The following is a 22,083-nucleotide window of genomic DNA, read 5'->3' as shown; positions in this document are numbered from 1 at the left end:
ACAGGACATTACACTCGGCGAAAGGTCAGTTGCTCCCTGTGTTCATATGATCGAATTACAGAGAGCGGTTCCCTCGTCTCTGGAGACCCTTCCTCATGCCTGCGCCCGACCACTCGGCGTACTTCGCCTTCCGTGACCAGCTTCTCGGTCCGCTCCGCACCACCATCCTCACCGGTGAACAGCTGTGCGAGGCCGGCCGTCTGATCTACGGCGACCCCAGCGGCCTGTCCCTGTACGGCATCCCCGCCCCCGACATGACCGCCAAGGGCATCACCCTGCTGGGACGCACCGCCATCGAGTGCTCCGTCGACGCCTACACCGCCCCGGTCGCCGACACCCTCGCCATGCTGCAGGCCGCCACCCCACCCCACGGCCCGGACACCGCCAAACCCCTGATCGTGGACCTGTTCTGCGGATCGGGAAACTTCGGCCACCACCTCGGCCAGCGGCTGTCTCGCCCGGTGCACGCCAGCGAACTCGACCCGGCCGTCTACACCACCACCCGAAAGAACCTCGACCGTGTCGGCTCCGCCATCGAGCTGCACCTGCTCGACTACCGCGACCTGCTCGGCAAACTCCCCGCCCGCAGCACCCACGACACCTACGTCGTCGAACCCCCCTGGGGCCCGGCCTTCACCGCGGCCGGCCTCGACCTCACCCGCACCGCGCCACCCGTCCCCGAAATCCTCAACGACATCCGCCGCAGCCGCGACGGCCTGCCCTGCCACATCGCCATCAAGACCAACGACCACATCGCCCACGACTCCCTGACCCGCTCCTTCACCGGCGCTCGCCACCTGGCCACCATCACCCCGCAACCCTCCCTCCCTCACGGCGCCAACATGGACTTCCACCTCTACGAACTCACCGACTGACACCAAACAGGCCGACAGGCGGCAAAAGCCCTGTCCAGAGCCCCGCCACGGAATCCCGGCGCAGTCACTTCACCACCCGCTGCCGTGCCCCCACGCCGGGGACCAGCCGGCTGATCGCCGCGTACAGCTCCAGGCTCTCGGCCAGCTGAGCAGCTGGCCCTCCATCGAAAGGCGATGGAGCGGCTCCTCGCGGACCGGCCCGAGCGCACCGACGGACGCAGAAGAGCGCCGTAAGCTCCAGCACCAGGTCGACGCCGCGGCCACCGTGATCGCGACATTGCTGACCGAGAACGCCGTCCTACGCGAGCGGATCGCCGCACGGTCCTCCGTCATCGACTCCATCCGGGAAGGGGCAACGCAGCGCTGAGACGGGCGCTGCCGGAGCCGATGCTGACACTCTCAGTAGCGTGCCGACGTGCCGACGGGGCGTGCGGCCGAACGGGACTCGCCCGTCCTGGCGTGCCGCCGCTCCAAGGCGCCCGCAGCGTTGCGCGAGGTTGAGCCCGTGTTGATCCCACCGATGAGCCGATGCTGGCCCAGGCCCAAATTCGGCACCGGAACTCGGTGCGGCGCCGGGTCTTCGCGTCGTCCCTGGGCGGCGCGTCATGAGGAGCCTGTCGTGTCGCGCAGGAGTTGCCGTGTGAGGCTGTCGAGTCGTGCCGCGGCGCCCTTGTCGAAGGCCGGGTGGAGGAGGCTGAGAGGGGTGCCCTCCGCGAAGGCGCTCAGCGGGTCCCGGGGCGGAGCGTCGATGATCTCCAGGATCGGCGGGACGGTGAACTCGACCGGCCGCGCGGCCCGTTTCATCCGGTCGATGTGCACCGCGGTGGCGGCGTCGAATTCGCCCGCGAAGCCGGTGCGGGTCCCACCCGGGAACAGCAGCACGTACCGGGCGCGACGGGTGGCTGCCCCCTCGGCGAACGAGACTCCGAGAAGGTCGTTGAGCCGGCCACCCTGGAACATGGCCGTCCAGCCGTCGTAGCCGCGTTCGAGGCCGAGGTCGTCCCACTGGATGCCCGGCGCCCCCACGCCGGGGCCGGCGATGTTCATCACGACCGGTGTTCCGGCCTTGTTCATCACGTCGGCCAGGCCGTATCCGAGCAGGTACCGACTGAGGTAGTACAGCGCGAGATTGTGCTCGATCCCTTCGGAGGTCACCAGCCGGTGGCTGCGGAAGTACCGGGCGCACAGCACGAGTACGTCCACCACCGGGAACCGGTCCACGATCTCCGCGATGACGCGCCGGTTCTCGCTGACGAGGCTGAGGTCGGCCTCGATGAAGACAGCGTGGTCGGCGGCGCCCATGTTGTGTGCGGTGTCGAGGAATTCCCTCCCCTTCAGCGGGTCCGGAGCGATGACGACCACTTGGTCGCCCCGGCCGAGACAGGCGTTGGCGAGCGCCTGCCCGATACCGGAAGTGCCTCCCGTGACAACGATGGTCTTCACCGTGATCCCCCCCTTCGGGTGACTTACCGCCACCAAAGTGGTTACAGTCAGGGTAAAAGGGCGGCGGAGGGCATCGCCTCCGCCGTCTGTTCAGCCGGTGACGCGCTGTGCCGCCTCGCGCTCACTGTCCCGCACCTGCCGGACGAGGCGGGCGATCGTCGTCCGCCCGAGCCGTTCCTTCATGGCCCGCTCCGCGTCCTGGAACTCCACCTCCAGCAGTTTCTGCATGTTCCGCCCCACCTCGCACGCGGCGCTCGGTGGATGCGGGTGCCGCGAGAGGACCGGCCCCGTCTCGACCGCGGCGTACGCGTCGTGGAGCGTGATCTCGCGGGCGGGGCGAGCGAGCGTCCAGCCGCCGTTGCGCCCCTCGGTGGACCGGACCAGGCCGGCGTCACGCAGACTGCCGAGGATCCGCCGCACCAGCACCGCGTTGCCGGCCAGGCTCTCCGCGATCTCCGCGGAGGTCAGCGAGCGGTCCCAGCGCCCCAGCATGGTGAGCGCGTGAATCGCGACCGCACTCCTGCTGCTGATGCTCACCGTGACTCCTTCTCGCCGGTCACCTCGACATAGAAACTGTATCCACGCTAGTAGCGGTTTTGTTCACGTGTCAATCCGGTACGCCGGCCGCGAAGTCCACCGCGGCGTGAGTCCGACGCATGCCGCACACAGCGCCCGCACACCGGTCTCCGGTCCCCGCGCGGGACCGTCGCCTGCGCCCGGCGTCGGCTTCGCGCGGGTCCGCTCCCGGTGGCGTCGCGCCGTCTCCCGAGGCGGGGTCGAGTGGTGCTCTAGACCGTCGCCACAGCCTTTCACAACGTAACTGCCGCTGTTTCAGAGGCGAAAGGACTTACAGCGATGTTGTCTACGAACGCGGGCCGGACATGACCCGGCGTGTCGTGATCACCGGTGTCGGTGTACGCGCTCCCGGCGGCAACGGAACGAAGGCGTTCTGGGACCTGTTGTCGGCGGGCCGCACCGCCACCCGGAGCATCTCCTTCTTCGACGCGTCGCCGTTCCGTTCGCGGATCGCCGGCGAGGTCGACTTCGACGCGGCGGCCGAGGGCTTCGGCCCGCGCGAGATCCGCCGCATGGACCGGGCCACGCAGTTCGCGGTGGCCTGCACCCGCGAGGCGGTCGCGGACAGCGGGCTGGACCTGTCCGCGCTCGACCCGCACCGCATCGGCGTCAGCCTGGGCAGCGCGGTCGCCTCGGCGACCAGCCTGGAGAACGAGTACCTCGTGATGTCGGACGCGGGCAAGCAGTGGGAGGTCGACCCGGCCTACCTGTCCCCGCACATGTTCGACTATCTCTCCCCGGGCGTCATGCCCGCCGAGGTGGCCTGGGAAGTGGGTGCGGAAGGCCCGGTGACCATGGTCTCCGACGGCTGCACCTCGGGGCTCGACTCGGTCGGTTACGCCGTCCAGCTGATCCGCGAGGGCACGGTCGACACCGTCGTCTCCGGCGCCGCGGACACCCCGATCTCACCGATCGTGGTCGCCTGCTTCGACGCCATCAAGGCGACGACGACCCGCAACGACGACCCGGCGCACGCCTCGCGGCCCTTCGACGGCACCCGCAACGGGTTCGTGCTCGCCGAGGGCGCCGCCATGTTCGTGCTGGAGGAGTACGAGGCGGCCAAGAAGCGCGGCGCGCACATCTACGCGGAGGTCGGCGGGTACGCCACCCGCTGCAACGCCCACCACATGACGGGCCTGCGCAAGGACGGCCGGGAGATGGCCGAGGCCATCCGTGTCTCGCTGGACGAGGCCCGCCTGGACGGCACCAAGATCGACTACATCAACGCGCACGGCTCGGGCACCAAGCAGAACGACCGCCACGAAACCGCCGCGTTCAAGCGCTCCCTGGGCCAGCACGCCTACGACGTGCCCGTCTCCTCCATCAAGTCGATGGTCGGCCACTCCCTGGGGGCCATCGGCTCCGTCGAGATCGCCGCGTCGCTGCTGGCGATCGAGCACAACGTCGTGCCGCCGACGGCGAACCTGCACACCCCCGACCCCGAGTGCGACCTCGACTACGTACCCCTGACCGCCCGCGAGCAGCGCGTCGACACGGTGCTCACGGTCGGCTCCGGCTTCGGCGGCTTCCAGAGCGCGATGATCCTGCACCGTCCGGAGGTGGCCGCGGCATGACCACCGTGATCACGGGCATCGGCGCGGCCACGCCCAACGGCCTGGGCACCGAGGCGTTCTGGAAGGCGACGCTGACGGGCACCAACGGTGTCCGGGAACTGACCGGCTTCGACACCTCCGCGTACCCCTCGCGGCTGGCCGGGCAGATCGCCGACTACGACGCCAAGGCCCATCTGCCCAGCAGGCTGCTGCCGCAGACCGACGTGTCGACCCGCTACGCGCTCACCGCCGCCGCCTGGGCCCTCGCGGACGCGGGGATCGACGAGAACACCCTGCCCGACTACGACATGGGCACGGTCACCTCCAACGCCCTCGGCGGATTCGCGTTCACCCACCAGGAGTTCAACAAACTCTGGTCCAAGGGCTCGGAGTTCGTCTCCGTCTACGAGTCGTTCGCCTGGTTCTACGCGGTCAACACCGGCCAGATCTCCATCCGGCACAAGCTGCGCGGGCCCAGCGCCGCCCTGGTCGGCGAGCAGGCCGGCGGCCTGGACGCCGTCGGGCACGCCCGGCGCACCGTCGAGCGCGGCACCAAGCTCGTGGTGTCCGGCGGCGTGGACTCCGCGTTCGACCCCTGGGGCTGGGCCTCCCAGCTGGCGGGCGGTCGGGTCACCACCGCCACCGACCCGGAGGCGGCCTACCTCCCGTTCGACGAGCGGGCGGCCGGCTATGTGCCCGGCGAGGGCGGCGCGATCCTCGTCGCCGAGGACGCCGCGAGCGCCCGGGAGCGCGGCGCGCCCCGGATCTACGGCGAGATCGCCGGCTACGCCTCCACGTTCGACCCCAAGCCGGGATCCGGCCGCGAGCCCGGGCTGCGCCGGGCCGCCGAACTGGCCCTGGCCGACGCCGGGTTGGCACCCGCCGACATCGACGTGGTGTTCGCCGACGCGGCCGGCCTGCCCGAACTCGACCGGATCGAGGCGGACGCGCTGCGCGCCGTCTTCGGCCCGCGGGGTGTGCCGGTGACCGCGCCCAAGGCGCTGACCGGCCGCATGTACGCGGGAGGCGGTCCCGCCGACCTGGCGAGCGCGCTGCTCTCCATCCGGGACGGCGTCATCCCGGCCAGCGGCTTCACCGCCCATGTCCCCGACGCCTACGGCATCGACCTGGTGACCGGCGAGCCCCGTACCCGGGAGGTGTCGGCGGCGCTCGTCCTCGCCCGCGGGCGCTGGGGCTTCAACTCGGCCGTCGTCGTCACCCGCCACACCGACCACTGAGCTGCCGCACACCGGCAGTTCCCCCCCTGACAGGAGAAGGACCATGGCTCAGCTCGCCATCGAAGATCTGCGACGCATCCTCATCGCCTGCGCCGGCGAGGACGACAGCCTCGACCTGACCGGCGACATCCTCGACAGCTCGTTCGAGGACCTCGGTTACGACTCGCTCGCCCTGATGGAGTCCGCCGCGCGCATCAAGCAGGAGTACGGCATCGACCTGTCGGACGACGACATCGCGGAGGTGGAGACACCCCGCGCGCTCCTCGCCCTGGTCAACACCGGCGCGGCGACGGCCGCCGTCTGACGTCCGGGCCCGACCGTACGCCTCCGGGGCCCGTATCCGCCGTCGCCGGGATACGGGCCCCGGCCCCTTCCGCGCCACCGTCCCCAGCCGAGGAGAACCCGCCATGGAACGAACCGTGATCCACCGCACCGAGCACACCCGCGTCGTGTCCGCTCCGGCCCAGGTCGTCTACGACCTGGTGGCCGATGTCACCCTGTGGCCCGCGGTGTTCGGGCCCAGCGTGTACGTGCGCCACCTGGAGCGCGACGAGCGCAGCGAGGTCTTCGAGATCTGGGCGCAGGTCAACGGCAAGGTCACCAGCTGGACGTCGCGGCGGGTCCTCGACCCCGCGCGCCGCTACGTGAGCTTCCGCCAGCAGCGCAGCTTCGCACCGGTCACCTCCATGGCCGGCAGCTGGCTGCTGCGCGAACTGCCCGACGGCAGCACCGAAGTGGTGCTCCGCCACCGCTTCAGCGTCGAGGACGACGCCCCCGCCGCCGTGGAGGCGCTGCTCACCGCGCTGGACCGCAACAGCGGCGAGGAACTGGCGGCACTGGCCCGGGTCGCCGAGCTGGGCCACCCGGTGGCCGACGTGGTGTTCTCCTTCACCGACGTCGTCCCGATCACCGGCGGCGCCGCGGCGGCGTACGACTTCGTCAACCGGGCCGACCTGTGGGCCGAGCGGCTGCCGCACGTCAGCCGGGTGCGGCTGACCGAGGAGGAGCCGGGCGTGCAGGACCTGGAGATGGACACCGTCACGGCGGACGGCTCGGCGCACACCACCCGCTCGGTGCGCGTCTGCCACGAGCCGTCGTGGATCGCCTACAAGCAGCACGTGCTGCCGAAGCTGCTCACCGGGCACAGCGGTCTGTGGACGTTCACGGACGGCCCGGACGGACCCGTGGCCACCGCCCGGCACACCGTCGCGCTGAACCCGGCGACGGTCCGCGAGGTGCTCGGCGAGCAGGCCACCCTCGCCGACGCCCGTGCCTTCGTGCGCGAGGCGCTCGGCCGCAACAGCCTGACGACGATGACGCACGCCGCCGCGCACACGGGCGAAGGCAGCCAGGTCTCCGCGGCCTGAACGCGGACACGTACACGGGCACTTACACACACGGCCGCCCCTCCCCGGGGAACGGGGAAGGGCGGCCGTGTCATGACCGTACCGGCGCGGCTCAGTAGTTGCCCAGACCGCCGCACACGTTGAGGGCCTGCGCGGTCACCGCCGCCGCGTCGTCGCTCACCAGGTACTCGACCATGGCGGCCACTTCGCGGGTCTCCACGTAACGGCCCAGCGGCACCCGCGTGGTGATGCGGTCGTGGGTCTCCTGCTCGCTCACGCCCCAGATGCCGGCGTAGTGCTCGCGCACCCGCTCCGCCATCGGCGTCTCGACGAAGCCGGGGCACACCGCGTTGACCGTGATGCCGGTACGGGCCAGCTCCAGACCGAGGGCCTTGGAGAAGCCGACCACGCCGTGCTTGGACGCCGAGTAGGGCGCGGCGTGCACGACGCCCTGCTTGCCGCCGGTGGAGGCGATCGAGATGATGCGGCCGGACTTCTTCGCCAGCATGCCACCGGTGTTGAGGACTTCCTTGGTCATCAGGAAGACACTGTTGAGGTTCGTGTTGATGACGTCGAACCACAGGTCGTCCGCGATCTCGTTGGTGGCTCCGCCGCCGCTGCGCCCGGCGTTGTTGACGAGGATGTCGACCGGCCCGAAGCGGTCCACGGCCGCGCGGACGAAGGCCCTGATCTGCTCGGGGTCGGACACGTCACACGTGGTGCCGTCCACCTCGTGTCCCGCGTCCGTCAACTCCTTGATGGTGTCGGCCAGTTGGTCCTCATGGCGCGCACACAGGTAGACGCGGGCCCCGAGCCCGGCGAGACGCCGGGCGATCTCGAGACCGATCCCGCTGGTGGCTCCCGTGACCAGGGCGACCGGCTTGACTGCCTGTGACATGTGTACTCCCGAATCGCTGTGTCGGCTGGTGCCCACCGAGCGTGCTGGGCGCGCCTCGTGCCCTGCTGGAAGGTCCCTTGAAGCGCACCGGCCGCGCTCATGCGCCGCCCCGACCGTGCTCCAGAGCGATTCGAGCGCCGGTGGCGATCCTGGCCCGGCCACCACCCGCCCGACGACCACGTGAGGAACGCTCATGCCCACGCCCGTCAGCAGTGATCTCTACACCCAGGTCCAGCACTTCTACGCCCGCCAGATGCAGGCCCTCGACGACGGCCGGCTGGAGGAGTACACGCAGACGTTCACGAAGGACGGCAGCTTCCAGCACTCGCCCGACATCGCGCCGGCCGTCGGCCGCGACGCGATCCTCGAAGAGCTGCGGTCGTTCCTGAAGAAGTACCAGGACAACCCCACTCAGCGCCGCCACTTCTTCAACCAGATGGTCCTGGAGCCGCAGCAGGACGGCAGCATCCGGTCCACCGTGTACGCGCTGATCGTGCGGGTCCGGCCGAACGAGCGGCCGGAGGTGTGGCCCAGCACGGTCGTGCACGACGTCATCGAGGTGACCGACGGCGAGATCCTGCTGCGCTCCCGCTCGGTGAGCTACGACCAGCTCGTCTGACGTCGTGCGGACCATCGCCGCCCCGCCCCCGGCCCAGCTCATGGTCCACGCCGACCTGGCGCTGCGCAGCGCCCTGGCGGCCGTGGCCGGCACCGAGCCCTCGCGGCTCGGGCGGGCCGCGGCCGGAGCCGCCTACCTGGACCTGTGGGCGGGCGACCGGCTGCTGCGCGCCGACGGCGGCAACCACTCGGCCGTGGCCAGGTTCCTGCTGCCGCGGCTGCTCATGGAGAGCGTCGACACCCTGTCCGTACTGCTGGGCGCGCAGGCGCAGCGCAGCACCGGGCCGGGCGCCGCCTACCGGGAGCACGCCCGGCGGCTGCGCCAGGCCATGTGGCACCCCGACCACCACGCGCGGCTCGACGCCGTGACGGCACGGCTGGCCGGGCCGCCCACCGGGGAGGACCGGCTGGCCCGGCCCCTCACCTCGGTACGCCCCGCCGCGCTGCCGCTGGACCTGCACGCCCTGCTCGACGAACTGGAGCGGGAACGCCGCGCCGTGGTCGGCGCCTGCGCCCTAGCGCCGGCCGACGCCTCGGCCGGCAGCTGGGCCCTGGCCGACCGCTACGCGCTGCTGACCGCGGCGGCCGCCTGCCTGGACGGCTGGCGGGGTACCGGCCGGGGACGGCGGATCACCACCGACCGGGACCGCCTGGTGGCCGCGCTCTCCCGGCTCGCGATCCGCCTGGACCTCGAACCGGTCGGCCGCGACACCGAGTTGAGCGCCGCCCTCTTCGACGAAGCCGTCGCACACTGCCGCCGGACCCCCGCACCGGCCCGCACGGCACCCGTCGGCGCGCGCCGGCTGGTGGGCGCGTGACCGTGCCCCCGGTGGCGCACCTGCGCGCCGACGGACCCGGCGGAGCCTGGACCCGGGCCGCCGGGGCGGCGCTGCACGCCGGAACCGCCGTGGTGCTGCACGCGTCGGCCGGCTCCTGGAGCGTCCCCGACGGGCCCGGACTGCGCGTCCTGCTCGGGCGGGAGTACGAGCGGTACCGGGCCGCCGGTCACCGGCCGGCGGCCCGCGCCCGCTTCGCCGCCTCGCGGCGGCTCGTCAAGCACGCCGCGGCAGCCGTCCTGGACGTGCCGGCGGACGAGTTGGACATCGCCCGGGGGCCGGCCGGGCGGCCGTATCTGCGTGGCTGCGACCGGCTCGGTCTCAGCCTGAGCCACACCGGCGACCTGCTGGTGCTGGCCCTGAGCCTGCACGGTGCGATCGGCGCGGACGCGGAGCCGCTCGGCCGGTCCGGATGCCGCGCACTGCTCGCCCAACGTGCCTGCACTAGGCAGGAGTTGGCCGACCTGCGCGCCCTTCCCGCGCACGAGCGGGGCGATGCCATGGTGCGCCTGTGGACACTGAAAGAGGCATACACCAAGGCCCTCGGCGTCGGCACGGCGCTGCCGTTCCGCACGTTCGGTTTCCGGGTGGAGGGCGCCGCCGCCGTGCTGCACGACGACAACGGCGAGCCGGTGCGACCCGGGGAGTGGACGTTCACCACCCACCGGCTCGGCACCGGCCACGTCGTCAGCACGGCCCGCGCACTACCGCCCGGCGCGTGAGCCGCGCCGCCCGGTTCAGGCGCTGAGCAACCGCTGGGCCGGGGTGAACCGGTCCAGCCGGTCGTCGTTGGCGAGCACCGCGCGGTGCAGCCGTTGCAGCCGGGGCGAGGGCTCCACACCGAGCTCGTCGACCAGGGACTGGCGCAGGGACTGGAAGACCTCGAGGGCCCGCCAGGGGTGACCGGCGCGGTACAGGGCGGTCATCAACTGGGCACACAGATTCTCGTGCAGGGGTTGCTGGGCGACCAGCATGCGGAGCTCGCCGATGAGTTCCGCGTGCCGGCCCAATTGCAGGTCCGCCTCGATCCGCAGTTCGAGGGCGCGGGTGCGCGCCTCCTGCATCCCGATGACCTCCATGCGCAGCACCTCGCCCAGCGGCACGTCGACCAGGGCGTTGCCGCGCCACAGGCCGAGCCCCTCGCGCAGTTTCTCGCTCGCGGTGCGCGGGGCGTTCTCGGCCATGGCACGGGTGCCGTGAGCCGTCAGCCGCTGGAACTCCACGAGGTCGCAGCGGATCGGCTCCACCGGGGCGAGCTGGTATCCCCCGTAGGACGTGGCGAGGATGTCCTTCGCCGTCAGTTCGCTGTCCACGGGCAGGGCATCGGTGATCTTTTTGCGCAGTTGCAGGATGTACGTCTGCAATGTGGGGGCGGCACTGCGCGGGACAGCGTCTCCCCACACCTCTTCGATCAGTGTCTCCACGGAGACGACGCGGCCCGCGCGAATGGCCAGCAGCGCCAGAATCTGCCGGGGTTTTCCGGCAGTAGGTACGATCGAAACGCCGTTTACTCGTGCTCCAAGTGGTCCCAGAACATCGATTTCCATGGCCATGAGCATCGCAGGATCGTTGTATGATGAACCAGTGTGCCCGGCATGAGCGGGCATGAATTATTCACACCCGCTCACCTGACACACTCATCCCACGGCCGTCAATCGATCCCCCGGACGATGTGCGGGTCCGGATCGTCCTCCTCCCCGGCGAGACGCAGCGCGGGCGCGTTCAGCGGGCCGTCGGCTTCTCCGGGGACGCCGGCGTCGGGTTCACCGTGCTCGTGGTTCATCGGTTCCTCCTGCTGGGGCAGAGGTCAGTCCTTGATCTCGCAGATGACGGCGCCGGAGGTCAGCGAGCTGCCGACCTCGGCCGACAGTCCCTTGACGGTGCCGGACCGGTGGGCATTGAGCGGCTGTTCCATCTTCATGGCCTCCAGGACGACGACCAGGTCGCCCTCCTTGACCTGCTGTCCCTCTTCGACGGCGATCTTGACCACGGTGCCTTGCATCGGGGAGGTGAGGGTGTCGCCGGAGGCGACGGGGCCGGACTTCTTGGCCGCGCGCCGCTTGGGCTTGGCCCCCGCCGCGAGGCCGGTGCGCGCGAGGGACATGCCCAGGGACGCCGGGAGTGAGACTTCCAGGCGTTTGCCGCCGACCTCGACCACGACCGTTTCGCGGGCCGTCTCGTCCTCCTCCGCGTCCGCGGGGGCGGTGAAGGGCTTGATGTCGTTGGTGAACTCGGTCTCGATCCACCGGGTGTGGACGGTGAACGGCTCGTTGGAGCCGGTGAGTTCGGGGGCGAAGGCGGGGTCGGTGACGACCTTGCGGTGGAAGGGGATGGCGGTGGCCATGCCCTCGACGCGGAACTCCTCCAGGGCGCGGGCGGCCCGCTGGAGGGCTTCCTTGCGGGTGCGGCCGGTGACGATGAGCTTGGCCAGCAGGGAGTCCCAGGCCGGTCCGATCACACTGCCGGCCTCCACGCCCGCGTCCAGGCGTACGCCGGGGCCGGTGGGGGCGTCGAAGACGGTGACGGTGCCGGGGGCGGGCAGGAAGTTGCGGCCCGGGTCCTCGCCGTTGATACGGAACTCGAAGGAGTGACCGCGCAGGACGGGGTCGTCGTAGCCCAGTTCCTCGCCGTCGGCGATGCGGAACATCTCGCGGACGAGGTCGATGCCGGCGACCTCCTCGGTGACCGGGTGCTCGACCTGGAGGCGGGTGTTGACCTCCAGGAAGGAGATCGTGCCGTCCTGCCCGACCAGGAACTCACACGTCCCCGCACCCTCGTAACCGGCCTCCTTCAGGATGGCCTTCGACGCCCGGTACAGCTCGGCCATCTGCTCCTCGGACAGGAACGGGGCGGGGGCTTCCTCGACCAGTTTCTGGTGGCGGCGCTGGAGCGAGCAGTCACGGGTGGAGACCACGACGACGTTGCCGTGCTTGTCGGCCAGGCACTGCGTCTCCACGTGCCGGGGCCGGTCCAGGTACCGCTCGACGAAGCACTCACCGCGTCCGAAGGCGGCGACGGCCTCGCGGACGGCCGAGTCGTACAGCTCGGGGACCTCTTCCAGGGTGCGGGCGACCTTCAGGCCGCGTCCGCCGCCGCCGAAGGCGGCCTTGATCGCGATGGGCAGGCCGTGCTCCTCGGCGAACGCCACGACCTCGTCCGCACCGCTCACCGGGTCCGGGGTGCCGGCGACCAGCGGGGCGCCGGCGCGCTGGGCGATGTGGCGGGCGGCGACCTTGTCGCCGAGGTCGCGGATGGCCTGCGGGGGCGGGCCGATCCAGATCAGCCCGGCGTCCAGGACGGCCTGGGCGAACTCGGCGTTCTCGGACAGGAAGCCGTAGCCGGGGTGGATCGCGTCCGCGCCGGACTGCTTGGCGGCCAGCAGCACCTTTTCGATGTCCAGGTAACTGGTGGCCGGGGTGTCACCCCCCAGGGCGAACGCCTCGTCGGCGACACGGACATGCAGGGCCGCCCGGTCGGGGTCGGCGTATACGGCGACACTCGCGATCCCGGCGTCCCGGCAGGCCCGGGCCACGCGGACAGCGATTTCGCCACGGTTGGCGATGAGCACCTTGCGCAGACTCACGTGTGTCCTCTCACGACGAAGACGTCCAGGCGGGCCGCGCAGCGGCCGCCCAGGCGACGGTGGATCCATGGGCGGGGTTGGCCCGGCACGAGGCGAGCGCGGGGCGCGGCGGCACCGACCTGCCCCCGGAGCCTCGGGAGACGGTCAGCAACACCGCCGTCAGCGCGGCCAGTTCATCGGCGCCGGGACTGCCGTGTGCCACCACGACGAGTGGCCGGCCGGCGCTCACTGGGGCTGGTTCCCGTGCTTGCGGGTGGGCAGCGGGGCGTGCTTGTGGCGCAGCATGGACAGCGCCTCGATCAGCCGGGACCGTGTCTCGGCCGGGTCGATCACGTCATCCACCAGGCCGCGCTCGGCGGCGTAGTAGGGGTGCATGAGCTGGGTGCGGTACTCCTCGATCCGCTCCCGGCGCGTCGTCTCGGGGTCGTCGGACGCCGCGATCTCCTTGCGGAAGACGACGCCCGCCGCACCCTCCGCCCCCATCACCGCGATCTCGTTGGTGGGCCAGGCCAGGGCGAGGTCGGTGCCGATGGAACGGGAGTCCATGACGATGTACGCCCCGCCGTACGCCTTGCGCAGGGTCAGCGAGATCCTCGGCACGGTCGCGTTGCAGTACGCGTACAGCAGCTTCGCGCCGTGCCGGATGATCCCGCCGTGCTCCTGGTCGACACCCGGCAGGAAGCCGGGCACGTCGACCAGGGTGACCAGCGGGATGTTGAACGCGTCGCAGGTCTGCACGAACCGGGCGGCCTTCTCCGACGCCTCGATGTCCAGGACCCCCGCGAGGGCGGCGGGCTGGTTGGCGACGATGCCGACGACTTCGCCGTCCAGGCGCGCGAACGCGCAGATGATGTTGGTGGCCCAGGTCTCGTGGACCTCGAAGTACTCGCCGTGGTCGACGATCTCGCCGATGACCCGCTTCATGTCGTACGCCCGGCCGGGCTCGGCGGGCACCAGGTCGTACAGCGCCTCGTTGGTGCGGTCGGCGGGGTCGTCGGCCGGTTCGGCGGGCGGGCGTTCCCGGTTGTTGGCGGGCAGCATCGCGAGCAGGTGCCGGACGTCCTCCAGGCAGGTCCGCTCGTCGTCGTACGCGAAGTGCGCGACGCCGGAGAGCGTGGAGTGCGCGTCTGCTCCGCCGAGCGCGTCCTGGGTGATCTGCTCGCCGGTGACGGCCTGGACGACGTCGGGTCCGGTGATGAACATCTGCGAGGTGCCGCGCACCATGAACACGAAGTCGGTGAGTGCCGGGGAGTACGCGGCGCCGCCCGCGCACGGCCCCAGGATCACCGAGATCTGTGGGATGACGCCGGAGTTGCGGACGTTGCGCTGGAAGATGCCGCCGTAGCCGGCCAGCGCGGTCACGCCCTCCTGGATGCGGGCACCCGCGCCGTCGCAGAGGCCGACGATGGGCGCACCGGCCTTCTCGGCCAGGTCCATGATCTTGTGGATCTTCTCGGCGTGGGCCTCACCGAGCGCGCCGCCGAAGATGCGGAAGTCGTGGGCGTAGGCGAAGACGGTGCGGCCGTGCACCGTGCCCCAGCCGGTGACGACGCCGTCGGTGTACGGCCGCTTCGCCTCCAGCCCGAACCCGGTGGCCCGGTGCCGGCGCATCCCCTCGACCTCGGTGTACACCCCCTCGTCGAAGAGGAGTGCCAGTCGCTCGCGCGCGGTCAGTTTGCCCTTGGCGTGCTGCGCCGCGGTGGCCGCCTCGCCCGGCCCGAAGCGCACGGCTTCGCGGACCTGGGCGAGTTCGGCCGTGCGGGCGCTCAGGGATGAGAGGTGAGCCGTCGTCAACGGCCGCTCTTCTATGGTGCTCATGTGCCGCCCCCTTCTGGAAGGTCGTACAAGCGGTCATGCCGGACGAGGCTGTGCCTGGTGGCTAGAGCCGTCCTGGAAACCGTCTGGAAGCCGGGGTCAGGCGTGGCAGGCGGGCAGGCCGCCGTTGAACTCCACCATCTCCGCGAACAGCGCCGGCATGTCCACCGGGCAGCCGCGCTCGGCCCCGCGCTCCTCGAGATAGGCGCGGTGCAGGTTGGGGACGATCCGCTCGGCGTCCAACAGCTTGCCGTAGGCGCCGAGTTCGGCCTCGCGGGCCACATCCAGGACGGTGGCCCCGCTCGCCACGCCCTCCTTCGCCAGGCGCTGAAGCAGCAGAAGATACCCCTCGGTGGTGTCCAGGAGCTCCTCGCCGGCCACCGGCCCGTGCCCGGCCACCACCACGCGGGGCCGCAGGTCGCGCAGCGCCCGCACGGCGTCGAGCGAGCCGGCCACCGAGCCCATCGGGCAGAACGGGGTCGCCCCGGACATCACGATGTCCCCGGTGAACAGGACGCGTTGGCCGGGCAGCCACACCACGACGTCGCTGGCGGTGTGGGCGGGGCCCAGGTGCAGCACCTGGGCTTCTGTGCCGCCGACGTGAACGGTGAGCCGGTCCTCGAACGTCACCTGGGGCGGGCGCAGTTCGAGATCGCCCCAGCACACGTCCGGCCACAGCGTCGTCAGATGCATGCCGATCTGGGTCACTTCGGTGCGGGTGCCGCGGTGCCCGACGACGGCGGCCTCGGGGAAGAGGTAGTTGCCGAAGGTGTGGTCGCCGTGCGAGTGGGTGTTGACCAGCAGCCGGGGCAGGGCGGGGCTGACGCTCTCGACGGCCTCGCGCAGCGCCCGGGCCCGGCGCTCGGTGGCCGCGGTGTCGATCAGCAGGGACTCTCCACGCGCCACGACCAGACCGGCGTTGTTCAGGCACCAGCCGCCGTCCGGCTGGACGTAGGCGTAGACGTCGTCGGCGATTTCCGTCAGGTACGGCGGCATGCTCTCTCCTCGATGGGTCGTTCCGCTCTCGCCACGACCTTGACGCCCCCGGCTCGAGGCCCACCGGCAGTCCCGCTCAAGCGCCTGCCCACCCCGGCCGTCCGCACCCCCTGCGCACAGCCGCCACGAGCGCGCCTCGAGCACGTCTCGGGCACCCGTCGAGCACCCCTGGAGCCGACGGCGGGTACCCGGCGCGCCGAGCGCCCCGAATCCTCACATACCGTCAGAAACCGTTTACTTGTCCGGAACAAGCGCTGTGTATGATCAAGTTACTCAGGGGCCGACTGCCCTGAGGTGGGGGGCGGAACGTGATACGCGTCATGTTGGCCGAGGACATGGAGATGATCCGTGGTGCCCTCGTGGCCCTGCTGGCAGGCGAGCGCGGCATCGAGGTCGTGGCCGAAGTGGGCCGGGGGGACGCCGTCGTGCCGACGGCGCTGGAGCACCGCCCCGATGTCCTCGTGGTGGACATCGACCTGCCGGGACTGGACGGACTGAGCGCCGCCGCGGCCCTGCACGAGCAGTTACCGCAGTGTCGCACACTGGTCCTGACGGCGCTGGGCCGGCCCGGGGCCCTGCAACGGGCGATGGCCGCTGGTGTGAGCGGTTACCTGCTCAAGGAAGCGCCCCCGAAAGAACTGGCCACGGCCATCCGACGGATCGCGGCCGGCGGCCGCGTCATCGATCCCGAACTCGCCCTGGCCTCCTGGGAGAGCGACGTCAGCCCGCTGACCCCGCGGGAGACGGAGGTGCTGCGTCAGGCGGCCACCGGCGCCGACCCCGCCGAGATAGCCCGCCGTATGCACCTGTCGACCGGGACCGTCCGCAACTACCTCGCGTCCTCGGTCACCAAACTGCACGCGCGCAACCGGCTGGACGCCGTGCGCATCGCCGAACAGGCGGGCTGGCTGTAGCCCACCGCGGCCGAACCGACTCGCCGCGGCGAGAACGCTGTAACCCGCCGCGACCCGTCCGGCTCACCACGCCAAGAACGTCGTAGCCCGCCACGGCCGAAGCCCTGCCGGGGCCCGGTGTTCCGGGCGCCTCGGCATGACTTCGGGTGACGCGCGGGCGCGGACGGCACCGCTCAGGTCGCCGCGTACGTTCCGTACGACGCGACGGACTGCGGGGCGGTGGCGGTCAGATGGAACCAGCCCCTCTCGTGCGTCCAGGTCAGCGTGCCGTCGAACGCGGTGAGCCGGGAGGAGAGGCTCGCCAGGCCGGTGCCCAGGGGCTCACCGCCCTCGATCTCGCCCATGTGGCCGTCGTTGGAGAGCCGTAGCACGACGGTGTCGTCATCGCTGCTCAGGGTGATCCGGCAGAGGCCGGCATGGCTGTGGCGCAGGATGTTGGTCGCGCCCTCGCGCAGCACGAGCGAGAGCGCCGCACCCAGCGCCGGGTCGTGCACCTCCGAGGCGTCGCCGTAGACCACGGTCTCCACGCCGGCCGCCGCCAGAACCCGGCGCACGGAGGCGAGTTCGACGCCGAGGGACAGCCGCCGCGCGGCCGAGGAGAAGGAGCGCATCTCGGCGAGCGTCCTGCGGGACAGGGCCAGCAGTTCGGCCACCTCGTCCCTGACCCGCGCGTCGTTCTCCACCAGGTACCGGTCGACGAGTTCCGCCTTGACCGTGATGGCCGACAGGCTGTAGCCGAGCACGTCGTGCACGTCGCGTCTCAGCTGACGGCTCTCGCGCAGGGTCCGTTTCCGTTCCTCGACCATTCTGCGCTGCTGGGCCCAGAGCATCCCCCGGATGCGGCGCCGGCAGTCGAGTGCCACCACCGATACGACCACGGCCAGGACGGGATAGCTCAGCGCGCCCGGCATGAGCACCAGGAACGGAGTCACCGCGAGCGCGGGCAGCAGAGCCAGGGAACCGCACAGGCGGCGGCGCGGTCTGCAGGACGAGGCATCCATGACCAACAGGCCGGGCAGGCCCGCGTACATCATTACGGTCAGCAGGGCGACCAGGCCCCGCAAGACTCCGTGGCCGCCCCACAGGGCGGCGTCGGCCACCATGGCCGCCCCCGTGGCCGGCACCGCGACGATCACCGCCGGGACCAGTTGTCTCGCACATTTCCTGCGCGCGATGTGAGAGATCACCTGGTCCTGCCTAATACGGCTCGGACGGGGTGGCCGATACACATCGCGGCGCTGGGGGACAGCCCCCGGCTACAGGTGGTCAAACCGTAGAGATCGTGCATAACCATCCGGACCTCCTGTATTTTTTGTAGAGGCAGGTCACGAAATTACAAACCGGTCTCACGGTTCGTCAACGGTCACCTGACCTCACCCCGCCGCCCACCACACCACCTTTCGAGGACGTCAGGGCGAACGTCGGCGCAATTGCCGGAGGAACAGGCCACCGGATCGCCGGTCGTGGGGACGGGAGGCGCGTCCCCTTACCAAACCGACTCGCCGGTATTGTCCGGTCCGGATGTGCTGTCTCCGTCCGGGCGTGGACACGAGGAACCGGGGCGGCGGCGAACCGCGGCGGTGAGCGGGGGATTCCCCACCGCCGCGGCAGGCCGCCGCCCCGGTGACCGCCGGTACGGCGACGACCGCCGCACCGGTCACGTCGTACCGGCGGTGCCCGGATCACGCCTTGGGCGCGGCCTCCCGGACGAAGTCCTCCAGCGAACGAGGCTTCACCTGCGGGTACTTGGCGTTGTCAAGGGTGTCGAACTTGCCCTTGCCCGTCACCATGCACCACTGGTACTGCAGACCCACGTACTCGAACGGGTTCTGGGTGGCGGCGGCCCGCCGGTTGATCTCGGCGCGCAGTTCGTCGGCGGTGCCGAGGTTCTTCAGGGTCAGGGTGCGGCCGGTGGCCTGCTCCAGGGTCTGGTGGAACTGGCGCATCGACAGCACCTCACCGGCGAACCGCTGGGTGCCCTTGGCCTCCGGGTCGAGGGCGACCGCGGCGGTGAAGGCGGCGGTGTCCGGGACCGAGGTCATGTCGAGCGGCTGGTCGGGGTCGCCGAAGTGGGAGACGGTACCCGCCTCCCAGTCGACCAGGCCCATGAAGCCGATCATGACCTCGTAGAACGCGCCGTTGAGGACGGAGATCACGTCGAGGCTGGTGTCGCCGTACGCGGCGGCGGCCTGCCGGCGCCAGCCGATCATGACGTTGTCCTCGTCGTCCAGCTTGGTGATGTCGATCGCGAAGTCGGACGGGATGAAGCGGCGGGCACCGGCCTGCTCGGCGGCGCGCACCAGGTTCACCTGCCCGTCGATGATCAGGTCCGGGCCGCCCTGGATCGCCGAGACCACGGTGGTGGCGTCGCCGATCGCGGCGGCCAGCTTCTCCACCGGGTCGGTGATGTCACCCTCGACGAGCTCCAGGCCGCGGGCCTGGAGCGCGGTGAGGGCGGCCTTCTTGTCACCGTCGGTGCCCGGCCGGACCAGCGCGCGCACGGAGGCACCCTTGTCCAGCAGGTTGCTGACGATCTGGCCGCCCAGCAGGCCGGTGGCGCCGGCCACGAAGATCTTGGATGCGGTGGTCATGGTGTTGTCGTTCTCCTCGGTAAGTCCCGGGCCTCGGCCGGCCCGGACGATTGTGCGCAAGGTGCGTGCTGCGGAAGGTGGTTCAGGGGATGAGCAGGGTCTTGCCGATGGTGCTGCGCGCCTCCACGGCGGCATGCGCCTCGGCCGCCCGCTCCAGCGGGTAGCTCTGGCCGATGACCGGCTTGATCTCGCCGGCGACCGCCAGGCCGAGCACGTCGGTGACCAGCTCGCGGGCGAACGCGGGCCGGTTCCAGATGAGACCCGCGCTGAAGCCGGTCAGGGTCAGGCCGCGGCCGAACAGCTCCATGGGCTTCACGTCGAGCGGCTGCCCGCTGGAGAAGCCGAACACGATCTGGCGGCCGGCGCCGGGGGCGAGCAACGAGAAGGACTCGCGCCCGAGTTCGCCGCCGACGTGGTCGTAGACGACCTCGACGGCGCCCCCGGCGGCCTGGCGCACCTGCTCGGTCCAGCCAGGCAGCGAGTAGTCGATGACGTGGTCGGCGCCCAGCTCCTTGACGAGGCCGAGCTTGGCGGCGCCGCGGGCCGTGCCGATCACCGTCGCGCCGGCCCGCTTGAGCAGCTGGACGAGGATCGTACCGACGGCGCCGGCGGCGGCCTGCACCAGGACCCGGTCGCCCGAGCCGACGCGTGCGGCGTCGATCAGGCCGCGGGCGGTGGCACCGTAGCGGTAGAGCGCGACGGCGTCGCGGAAGTCCAGCCCGTCGGGCACCGGGACGAGCTCGTCGGCGGGCGCGGTGGCGAGTTCGGCGTAGCCGCCGACGCCGCCGGTCGTGGCGAGCACCCGGCTGCCGACGAGCGCCGGGTCGACCCCCGCCCCGGCCTCGATGACCTCGCCCGCGATCTCCTTGCCGAGGATCACGGGCAGGGGCGCGCCGCCCAGGGCCCCGCGCATCATGCCGGAGCGGACCTGGGTCTCCAGGAACTGGATGCCGACGGCGGCCACCCGGATCGTCACCTCGCCCCGGGCGGGGCGCGGGTCGGGCACCTCGGCCACGGTCAGCCGGTCCGGAGGACCGAAATCTTTCAGCAGGACGGCACGCACCTGTCCTCACTCCTTCTTGGTGGATCGTGTACGGATTACTCGTCCGCGACGACGGGGACGAGCAGATGGCTGTCGAACCGGCCGCCGGTGCGGATGACGTGGTCGCCGGCGTTGCGGGTGACGCGGTGCCCGGGCAGTACGCCGGTGACCACATCGCCCGCCTGGACGACGACCTCGAGGCTTTCGCCCGGTTCGAAGAGCGTCGACGAGGGCCAGATCTCGATGTCGAGGGCGACCGGGACGCCCGGTTCGAGGAGTTCCTCGCGGTCGTGCCGGTGCCAGGGCTGCCACGGCGTGGAGCGCTGTTCGTCCAGGGCCCGGTGGCTGGCCCGCAGCCAGCCGAGGGCGACGGGGCCGTTGTCGTACAGCGCGAAGAACGGGAACGGCACCTCCTGGCCCGTGGCGTCCTTCTTGCGCAGCGCGACGAAGACGTCGGCGTCGTCGGAGCCCCTCGCCTCCAGCCACAGCCGCAGCTTGGCGTGGCCGGTGAGCCTGGTCCGCTCGGTGAACCGGTAGCTGAAGCGGGTCCCGCCGACCCCGTCGCCGTCCTGGACCGGGTAGCTCACCTCGGCCTCGGCCAGCGGCGGCTTGTCGGCCAGGGTGCCCGTGGCCGCGTCCAGGTGCAGCGGCACGTACTCGGTGCGGGCGATGGGCCACTCCCGCTCCCGCGCCACGTAGCCGGCGTTGGCCCGTTCGCGCACCTCGGTGAGCACCTTCGGCCGGTCGGTCCAGCCGTTGTCCTCGCCCTTGAGCGCCCAGTCGAAGAACTTCAGCTGGCTGGCGACGTTCTCGGGCCGGTAGTAGTACTCCCAGGTCTTGCGGCCGTGCACCTCCAGCCACTTGTCGGCCGAGGAGATGCGCTTGAAGCCCTCCAGGGTGCCGCGGCCGTGCAGGCCCTGGTTGGACCAGCTGGCGACCACGTACGCGGGCACCTCGACGTTCTCCAGGACCGCTCGCTTGGCGTCCCAGTACGCGTCGTCGAAGGGGTGCTCGGGGGCGAGGCGCTCCAGGTCCTCGACGCGGGTGGAGGAGTAGCCGAGGCTGTGCCGGGCGAACACCTCCATGAAGCCGGTCTCCGGGATGCCGCCGTGGTAGGCGATGTCCCGGTAGAAGTCGGTCAGGCCCTCCCACGGGTTGATGGCGGCCAGGTGCGGCGGCCGGGTGGCGGCCACCCGCCACTGGGCGATGCTCAGGTACGAGACACCGGACAGGCCGACCTTGCCGTTGGACCAGTCACGGGTGCCGGCCCACTCGATCGCGTCGTGGAAGTCCTGCGCCTCCTGCTCCGAGGCGAGGGTGTAGTCGCCGGGGGTGCTCCAGGTGCCGCGCGGGTCGATGTAGATCACCGCGTAGCCGTGGCGGCACCAGAACAGCGGGTCCGGGGCCTCGATCGCCGCGTACGGGGAGACCCAGGACGGGTCGACGCCGCTGGCGGCGCTGCGGCTGGGGGCGGTGCTGCGGCCGCCGTGCTTGCCGTAGGGGCCCCAGGAGATCAGCACGGGCAGCGCTGCCGCGCCGGGGTCGGCGGGCCGGTGCACGTCGGCGTACAGGACGCTGCCGTCACGGACCGGGATCTCGACGTCACGGTCGATGCGCATCCCGTCGGCGACGCGCGACCCCGGCGCGAATCCCGGGTAGTTCCCGTCGGCGAGCGGGTTGGGCTCGCGGAAGTACAGGTGAGGGTAGGTCAGTTGGGGCTTGTCGCTGCTCAACGAGGTCTCCTTGTAGGAAGGTCGGC

22 protein-coding genes are annotated in these 22,083 nt (G+C 71.2%); 9 read left to right on the top strand and 13 right to left on the bottom strand.

Going from position 1 to position 22,083, the window contains the following annotated elements:
* Nucleotides 1-95 precede the first annotated feature (95 nt).
* On the top strand, nucleotides 96-875 hold the full coding sequence (locus tag ACSURM_RS06335) for a hypothetical protein (RefSeq protein WP_436953964.1): 780 nt from the start codon (nucleotides 96-98) through the stop codon (nucleotides 873-875).
* A gap of 603 nt (nucleotides 876-1,478) precedes the next feature.
* Here ACSURM_RS06335 and ACSURM_RS06330 read toward each other — a convergent pair.
* Nucleotides 1,479-2,318 (bottom strand): SDR family NAD(P)-dependent oxidoreductase, encoded by an 840-nt coding sequence (locus ACSURM_RS06330; protein WP_436953963.1) that lies wholly within the window; start codon nucleotides 2,316-2,318, stop codon nucleotides 1,479-1,481.
* Nucleotides 2,319-2,408: 90 nt separating this feature from the next.
* Nucleotides 2,409-2,855, bottom strand: a complete 447-nt coding sequence (locus ACSURM_RS06325; RefSeq protein WP_436953962.1) for an Rrf2 family transcriptional regulator — start codon at nucleotides 2,853-2,855, stop codon at nucleotides 2,409-2,411.
* A 344-nt stretch (nucleotides 2,856-3,199) separates the two neighbouring features.
* On the opposite strand from ACSURM_RS06325, the gene ACSURM_RS06320 reads away from it, so the two are divergent.
* The 4 genes from ACSURM_RS06320 to ACSURM_RS06305 all read left to right on the top strand — a co-directional run bounded on the left by ACSURM_RS06320 (nucleotide 3,200) and on the right by ACSURM_RS06305 (nucleotide 7,052).
* A complete protein-coding gene (locus tag ACSURM_RS06320) occupies nucleotides 3,200-4,468 on the top strand; it encodes a beta-ketoacyl-[acyl-carrier-protein] synthase family protein (protein ID WP_436953961.1) in 1,269 nt (422 codons plus the stop codon).
* On the top strand, nucleotides 4,465-5,685 hold the full coding sequence (locus tag ACSURM_RS06315; protein ID WP_359051935.1) for a ketosynthase chain-length factor: 1,221 nt from the start codon (nucleotides 4,465-4,467) through the stop codon (nucleotides 5,683-5,685). Before ACSURM_RS06320 ends, ACSURM_RS06315 begins: the two co-directional genes overlap by 4 nt.
* Nucleotides 5,686-5,728: 43 nt before the next feature.
* Nucleotides 5,729-5,989, top strand: a complete 261-nt coding sequence (locus ACSURM_RS06310) for an acyl carrier protein (RefSeq protein ID WP_436953960.1) — start codon at nucleotides 5,729-5,731, stop codon at nucleotides 5,987-5,989.
* Nucleotides 5,990-6,092: 103 nt separating this feature from the next.
* On the top strand, nucleotides 6,093-7,052 hold the full coding sequence (locus ACSURM_RS06305) for an aromatase/cyclase (RefSeq protein WP_381557706.1): 960 nt from the start codon (nucleotides 6,093-6,095) through the stop codon (nucleotides 7,050-7,052).
* A 91-nt stretch (nucleotides 7,053-7,143) separates the two neighbouring features.
* On the opposite strand, the gene ACSURM_RS06300 is transcribed toward ACSURM_RS06305, so the two are convergent.
* Nucleotides 7,144-7,929, bottom strand: coding sequence for a 3-oxoacyl-ACP reductase (locus tag ACSURM_RS06300; RefSeq protein ID WP_436953959.1), 786 nt, complete (start codon nucleotides 7,927-7,929; stop codon nucleotides 7,144-7,146).
* Between the two features lie 193 nt (nucleotides 7,930-8,122).
* Between ACSURM_RS06300 and ACSURM_RS06295 the strand changes: the two genes are divergently transcribed.
* From ACSURM_RS06295 to ACSURM_RS06285, 3 genes are read left to right on the top strand one after another with little or no spacing between them, the layout of a single operon-like run.
* Nucleotides 8,123-8,548 carry a nuclear transport factor 2 family protein gene (locus ACSURM_RS06295; RefSeq protein ID WP_359051943.1) on the top strand — a complete coding sequence of 142 codons (426 nt, stop codon included), beginning with the start codon at nucleotides 8,123-8,125 and terminating at the stop codon, nucleotides 8,546-8,548.
* 4 nt (nucleotides 8,549-8,552) lie between these two features.
* Nucleotides 8,553-9,365 (top strand): hypothetical protein, encoded by an 813-nt coding sequence (locus tag ACSURM_RS06290; RefSeq protein ID WP_436953958.1) that lies wholly within the window; start codon nucleotides 8,553-8,555, stop codon nucleotides 9,363-9,365.
* Nucleotides 9,362-10,105 carry a 4'-phosphopantetheinyl transferase family protein gene (locus tag ACSURM_RS06285; RefSeq protein WP_436953957.1) on the top strand — a complete coding sequence of 248 codons (744 nt, stop codon included), beginning with the start codon at nucleotides 9,362-9,364 and terminating at the stop codon, nucleotides 10,103-10,105. Before ACSURM_RS06290 ends, ACSURM_RS06285 begins: the two co-directional genes overlap by 4 nt.
* 15 nt (nucleotides 10,106-10,120) lie before the next feature.
* Here ACSURM_RS06285 and ACSURM_RS06280 read toward each other — a convergent pair whose 3' ends face one another.
* From ACSURM_RS06280 to ACSURM_RS06255, 6 genes are all read right to left on the bottom strand, one after another.
* Nucleotides 10,121-10,930 carry an AfsR/SARP family transcriptional regulator gene (locus tag ACSURM_RS06280; RefSeq protein WP_359051949.1) on the bottom strand — a complete coding sequence of 270 codons (810 nt, stop codon included), beginning with the start codon at nucleotides 10,928-10,930 and terminating at the stop codon, nucleotides 10,121-10,123.
* A 104-nt stretch (nucleotides 10,931-11,034) separates the two neighbouring features.
* A complete protein-coding gene (locus tag ACSURM_RS06275) occupies nucleotides 11,035-11,166 on the bottom strand; it encodes a hypothetical protein (RefSeq protein ID WP_359051951.1) in 132 nt (43 codons plus the stop codon).
* Nucleotides 11,167-11,190: 24 nt separating this feature from the next.
* Entirely contained in the window at nucleotides 11,191-12,960 is a 1,770-nt protein-coding gene (locus tag ACSURM_RS06270; RefSeq protein WP_436960952.1) for an acetyl/propionyl/methylcrotonyl-CoA carboxylase subunit alpha, read from the bottom strand.
* A 16-nt stretch (nucleotides 12,961-12,976) separates the two neighbouring features.
* Nucleotides 12,977-13,168: a hypothetical protein gene (locus ACSURM_RS06265; protein ID WP_436953956.1), complete on the bottom strand. Its 192-nt coding sequence runs from the start codon at nucleotides 13,166-13,168 to the stop codon at nucleotides 12,977-12,979.
* 23 nt (nucleotides 13,169-13,191) lie between these two features.
* The gene (locus ACSURM_RS06260) at nucleotides 13,192-14,784 is read right to left on the bottom strand and encodes an acyl-CoA carboxylase subunit beta (protein ID WP_436953955.1); all 1,593 of its coding nucleotides are present in this window, start codon (nucleotides 14,782-14,784) and stop codon (nucleotides 13,192-13,194) included.
* 96 nt (nucleotides 14,785-14,880) lie between these two features.
* Nucleotides 14,881-15,777 (bottom strand): MBL fold metallo-hydrolase, encoded by an 897-nt coding sequence (locus ACSURM_RS06255; RefSeq protein ID WP_436953954.1) that lies wholly within the window; start codon nucleotides 15,775-15,777, stop codon nucleotides 14,881-14,883.
* A gap of 308 nt (nucleotides 15,778-16,085) precedes the next feature.
* Here ACSURM_RS06255 and ACSURM_RS06250 point away from each other — a divergent pair, with 308 nt between their 5' ends.
* Nucleotides 16,086-16,691, top strand: a complete 606-nt coding sequence (locus ACSURM_RS06250) for a response regulator transcription factor (protein ID WP_388043016.1) — start codon at nucleotides 16,086-16,088, stop codon at nucleotides 16,689-16,691.
* Between the two features lie 173 nt (nucleotides 16,692-16,864).
* Here ACSURM_RS06250 and ACSURM_RS06245 read toward each other — a convergent pair whose 3' ends face one another.
* The 4 genes from ACSURM_RS06245 to ACSURM_RS06230 all read right to left on the bottom strand — a co-directional run bounded on the left by ACSURM_RS06245 (nucleotide 16,865) and on the right by ACSURM_RS06230 (nucleotide 22,057).
* Nucleotides 16,865-17,878: a sensor histidine kinase gene (locus ACSURM_RS06245; protein ID WP_436953953.1), complete on the bottom strand. Its 1,014-nt coding sequence runs from the start codon at nucleotides 17,876-17,878 to the stop codon at nucleotides 16,865-16,867.
* A gap of 495 nt (nucleotides 17,879-18,373) precedes the next feature.
* The gene (locus tag ACSURM_RS06240) at nucleotides 18,374-19,282 is read right to left on the bottom strand and encodes an NmrA family NAD(P)-binding protein (RefSeq protein WP_436953952.1); all 909 of its coding nucleotides are present in this window, start codon (nucleotides 19,280-19,282) and stop codon (nucleotides 18,374-18,376) included.
* 82 nt (nucleotides 19,283-19,364) lie between these two features.
* Nucleotides 19,365-20,345 carry a quinone oxidoreductase family protein gene (locus ACSURM_RS06235; protein ID WP_436953951.1) on the bottom strand — a complete coding sequence of 327 codons (981 nt, stop codon included), beginning with the start codon at nucleotides 20,343-20,345 and terminating at the stop codon, nucleotides 19,365-19,367.
* Between the two features lie 35 nt (nucleotides 20,346-20,380).
* Nucleotides 20,381-22,057 (bottom strand): CocE/NonD family hydrolase, encoded by a 1,677-nt coding sequence (locus ACSURM_RS06230; protein ID WP_436953950.1) that lies wholly within the window; start codon nucleotides 22,055-22,057, stop codon nucleotides 20,381-20,383.
* Between the last annotated feature and the right edge of the window lie 26 nt (nucleotides 22,058-22,083).

Origin of the sequence: Streptomyces sp. SudanB182_2057 (assembly GCF_964272715.1) — a bacterium.
In the GTDB taxonomy this organism is placed as follows: Bacteria; Actinomycetota; Actinomycetes; order Streptomycetales; family Streptomycetaceae; genus Streptomyces; species Streptomyces rubradiris.
This window is presented reverse-complemented; position numbering and strand designations above follow the sequence as displayed.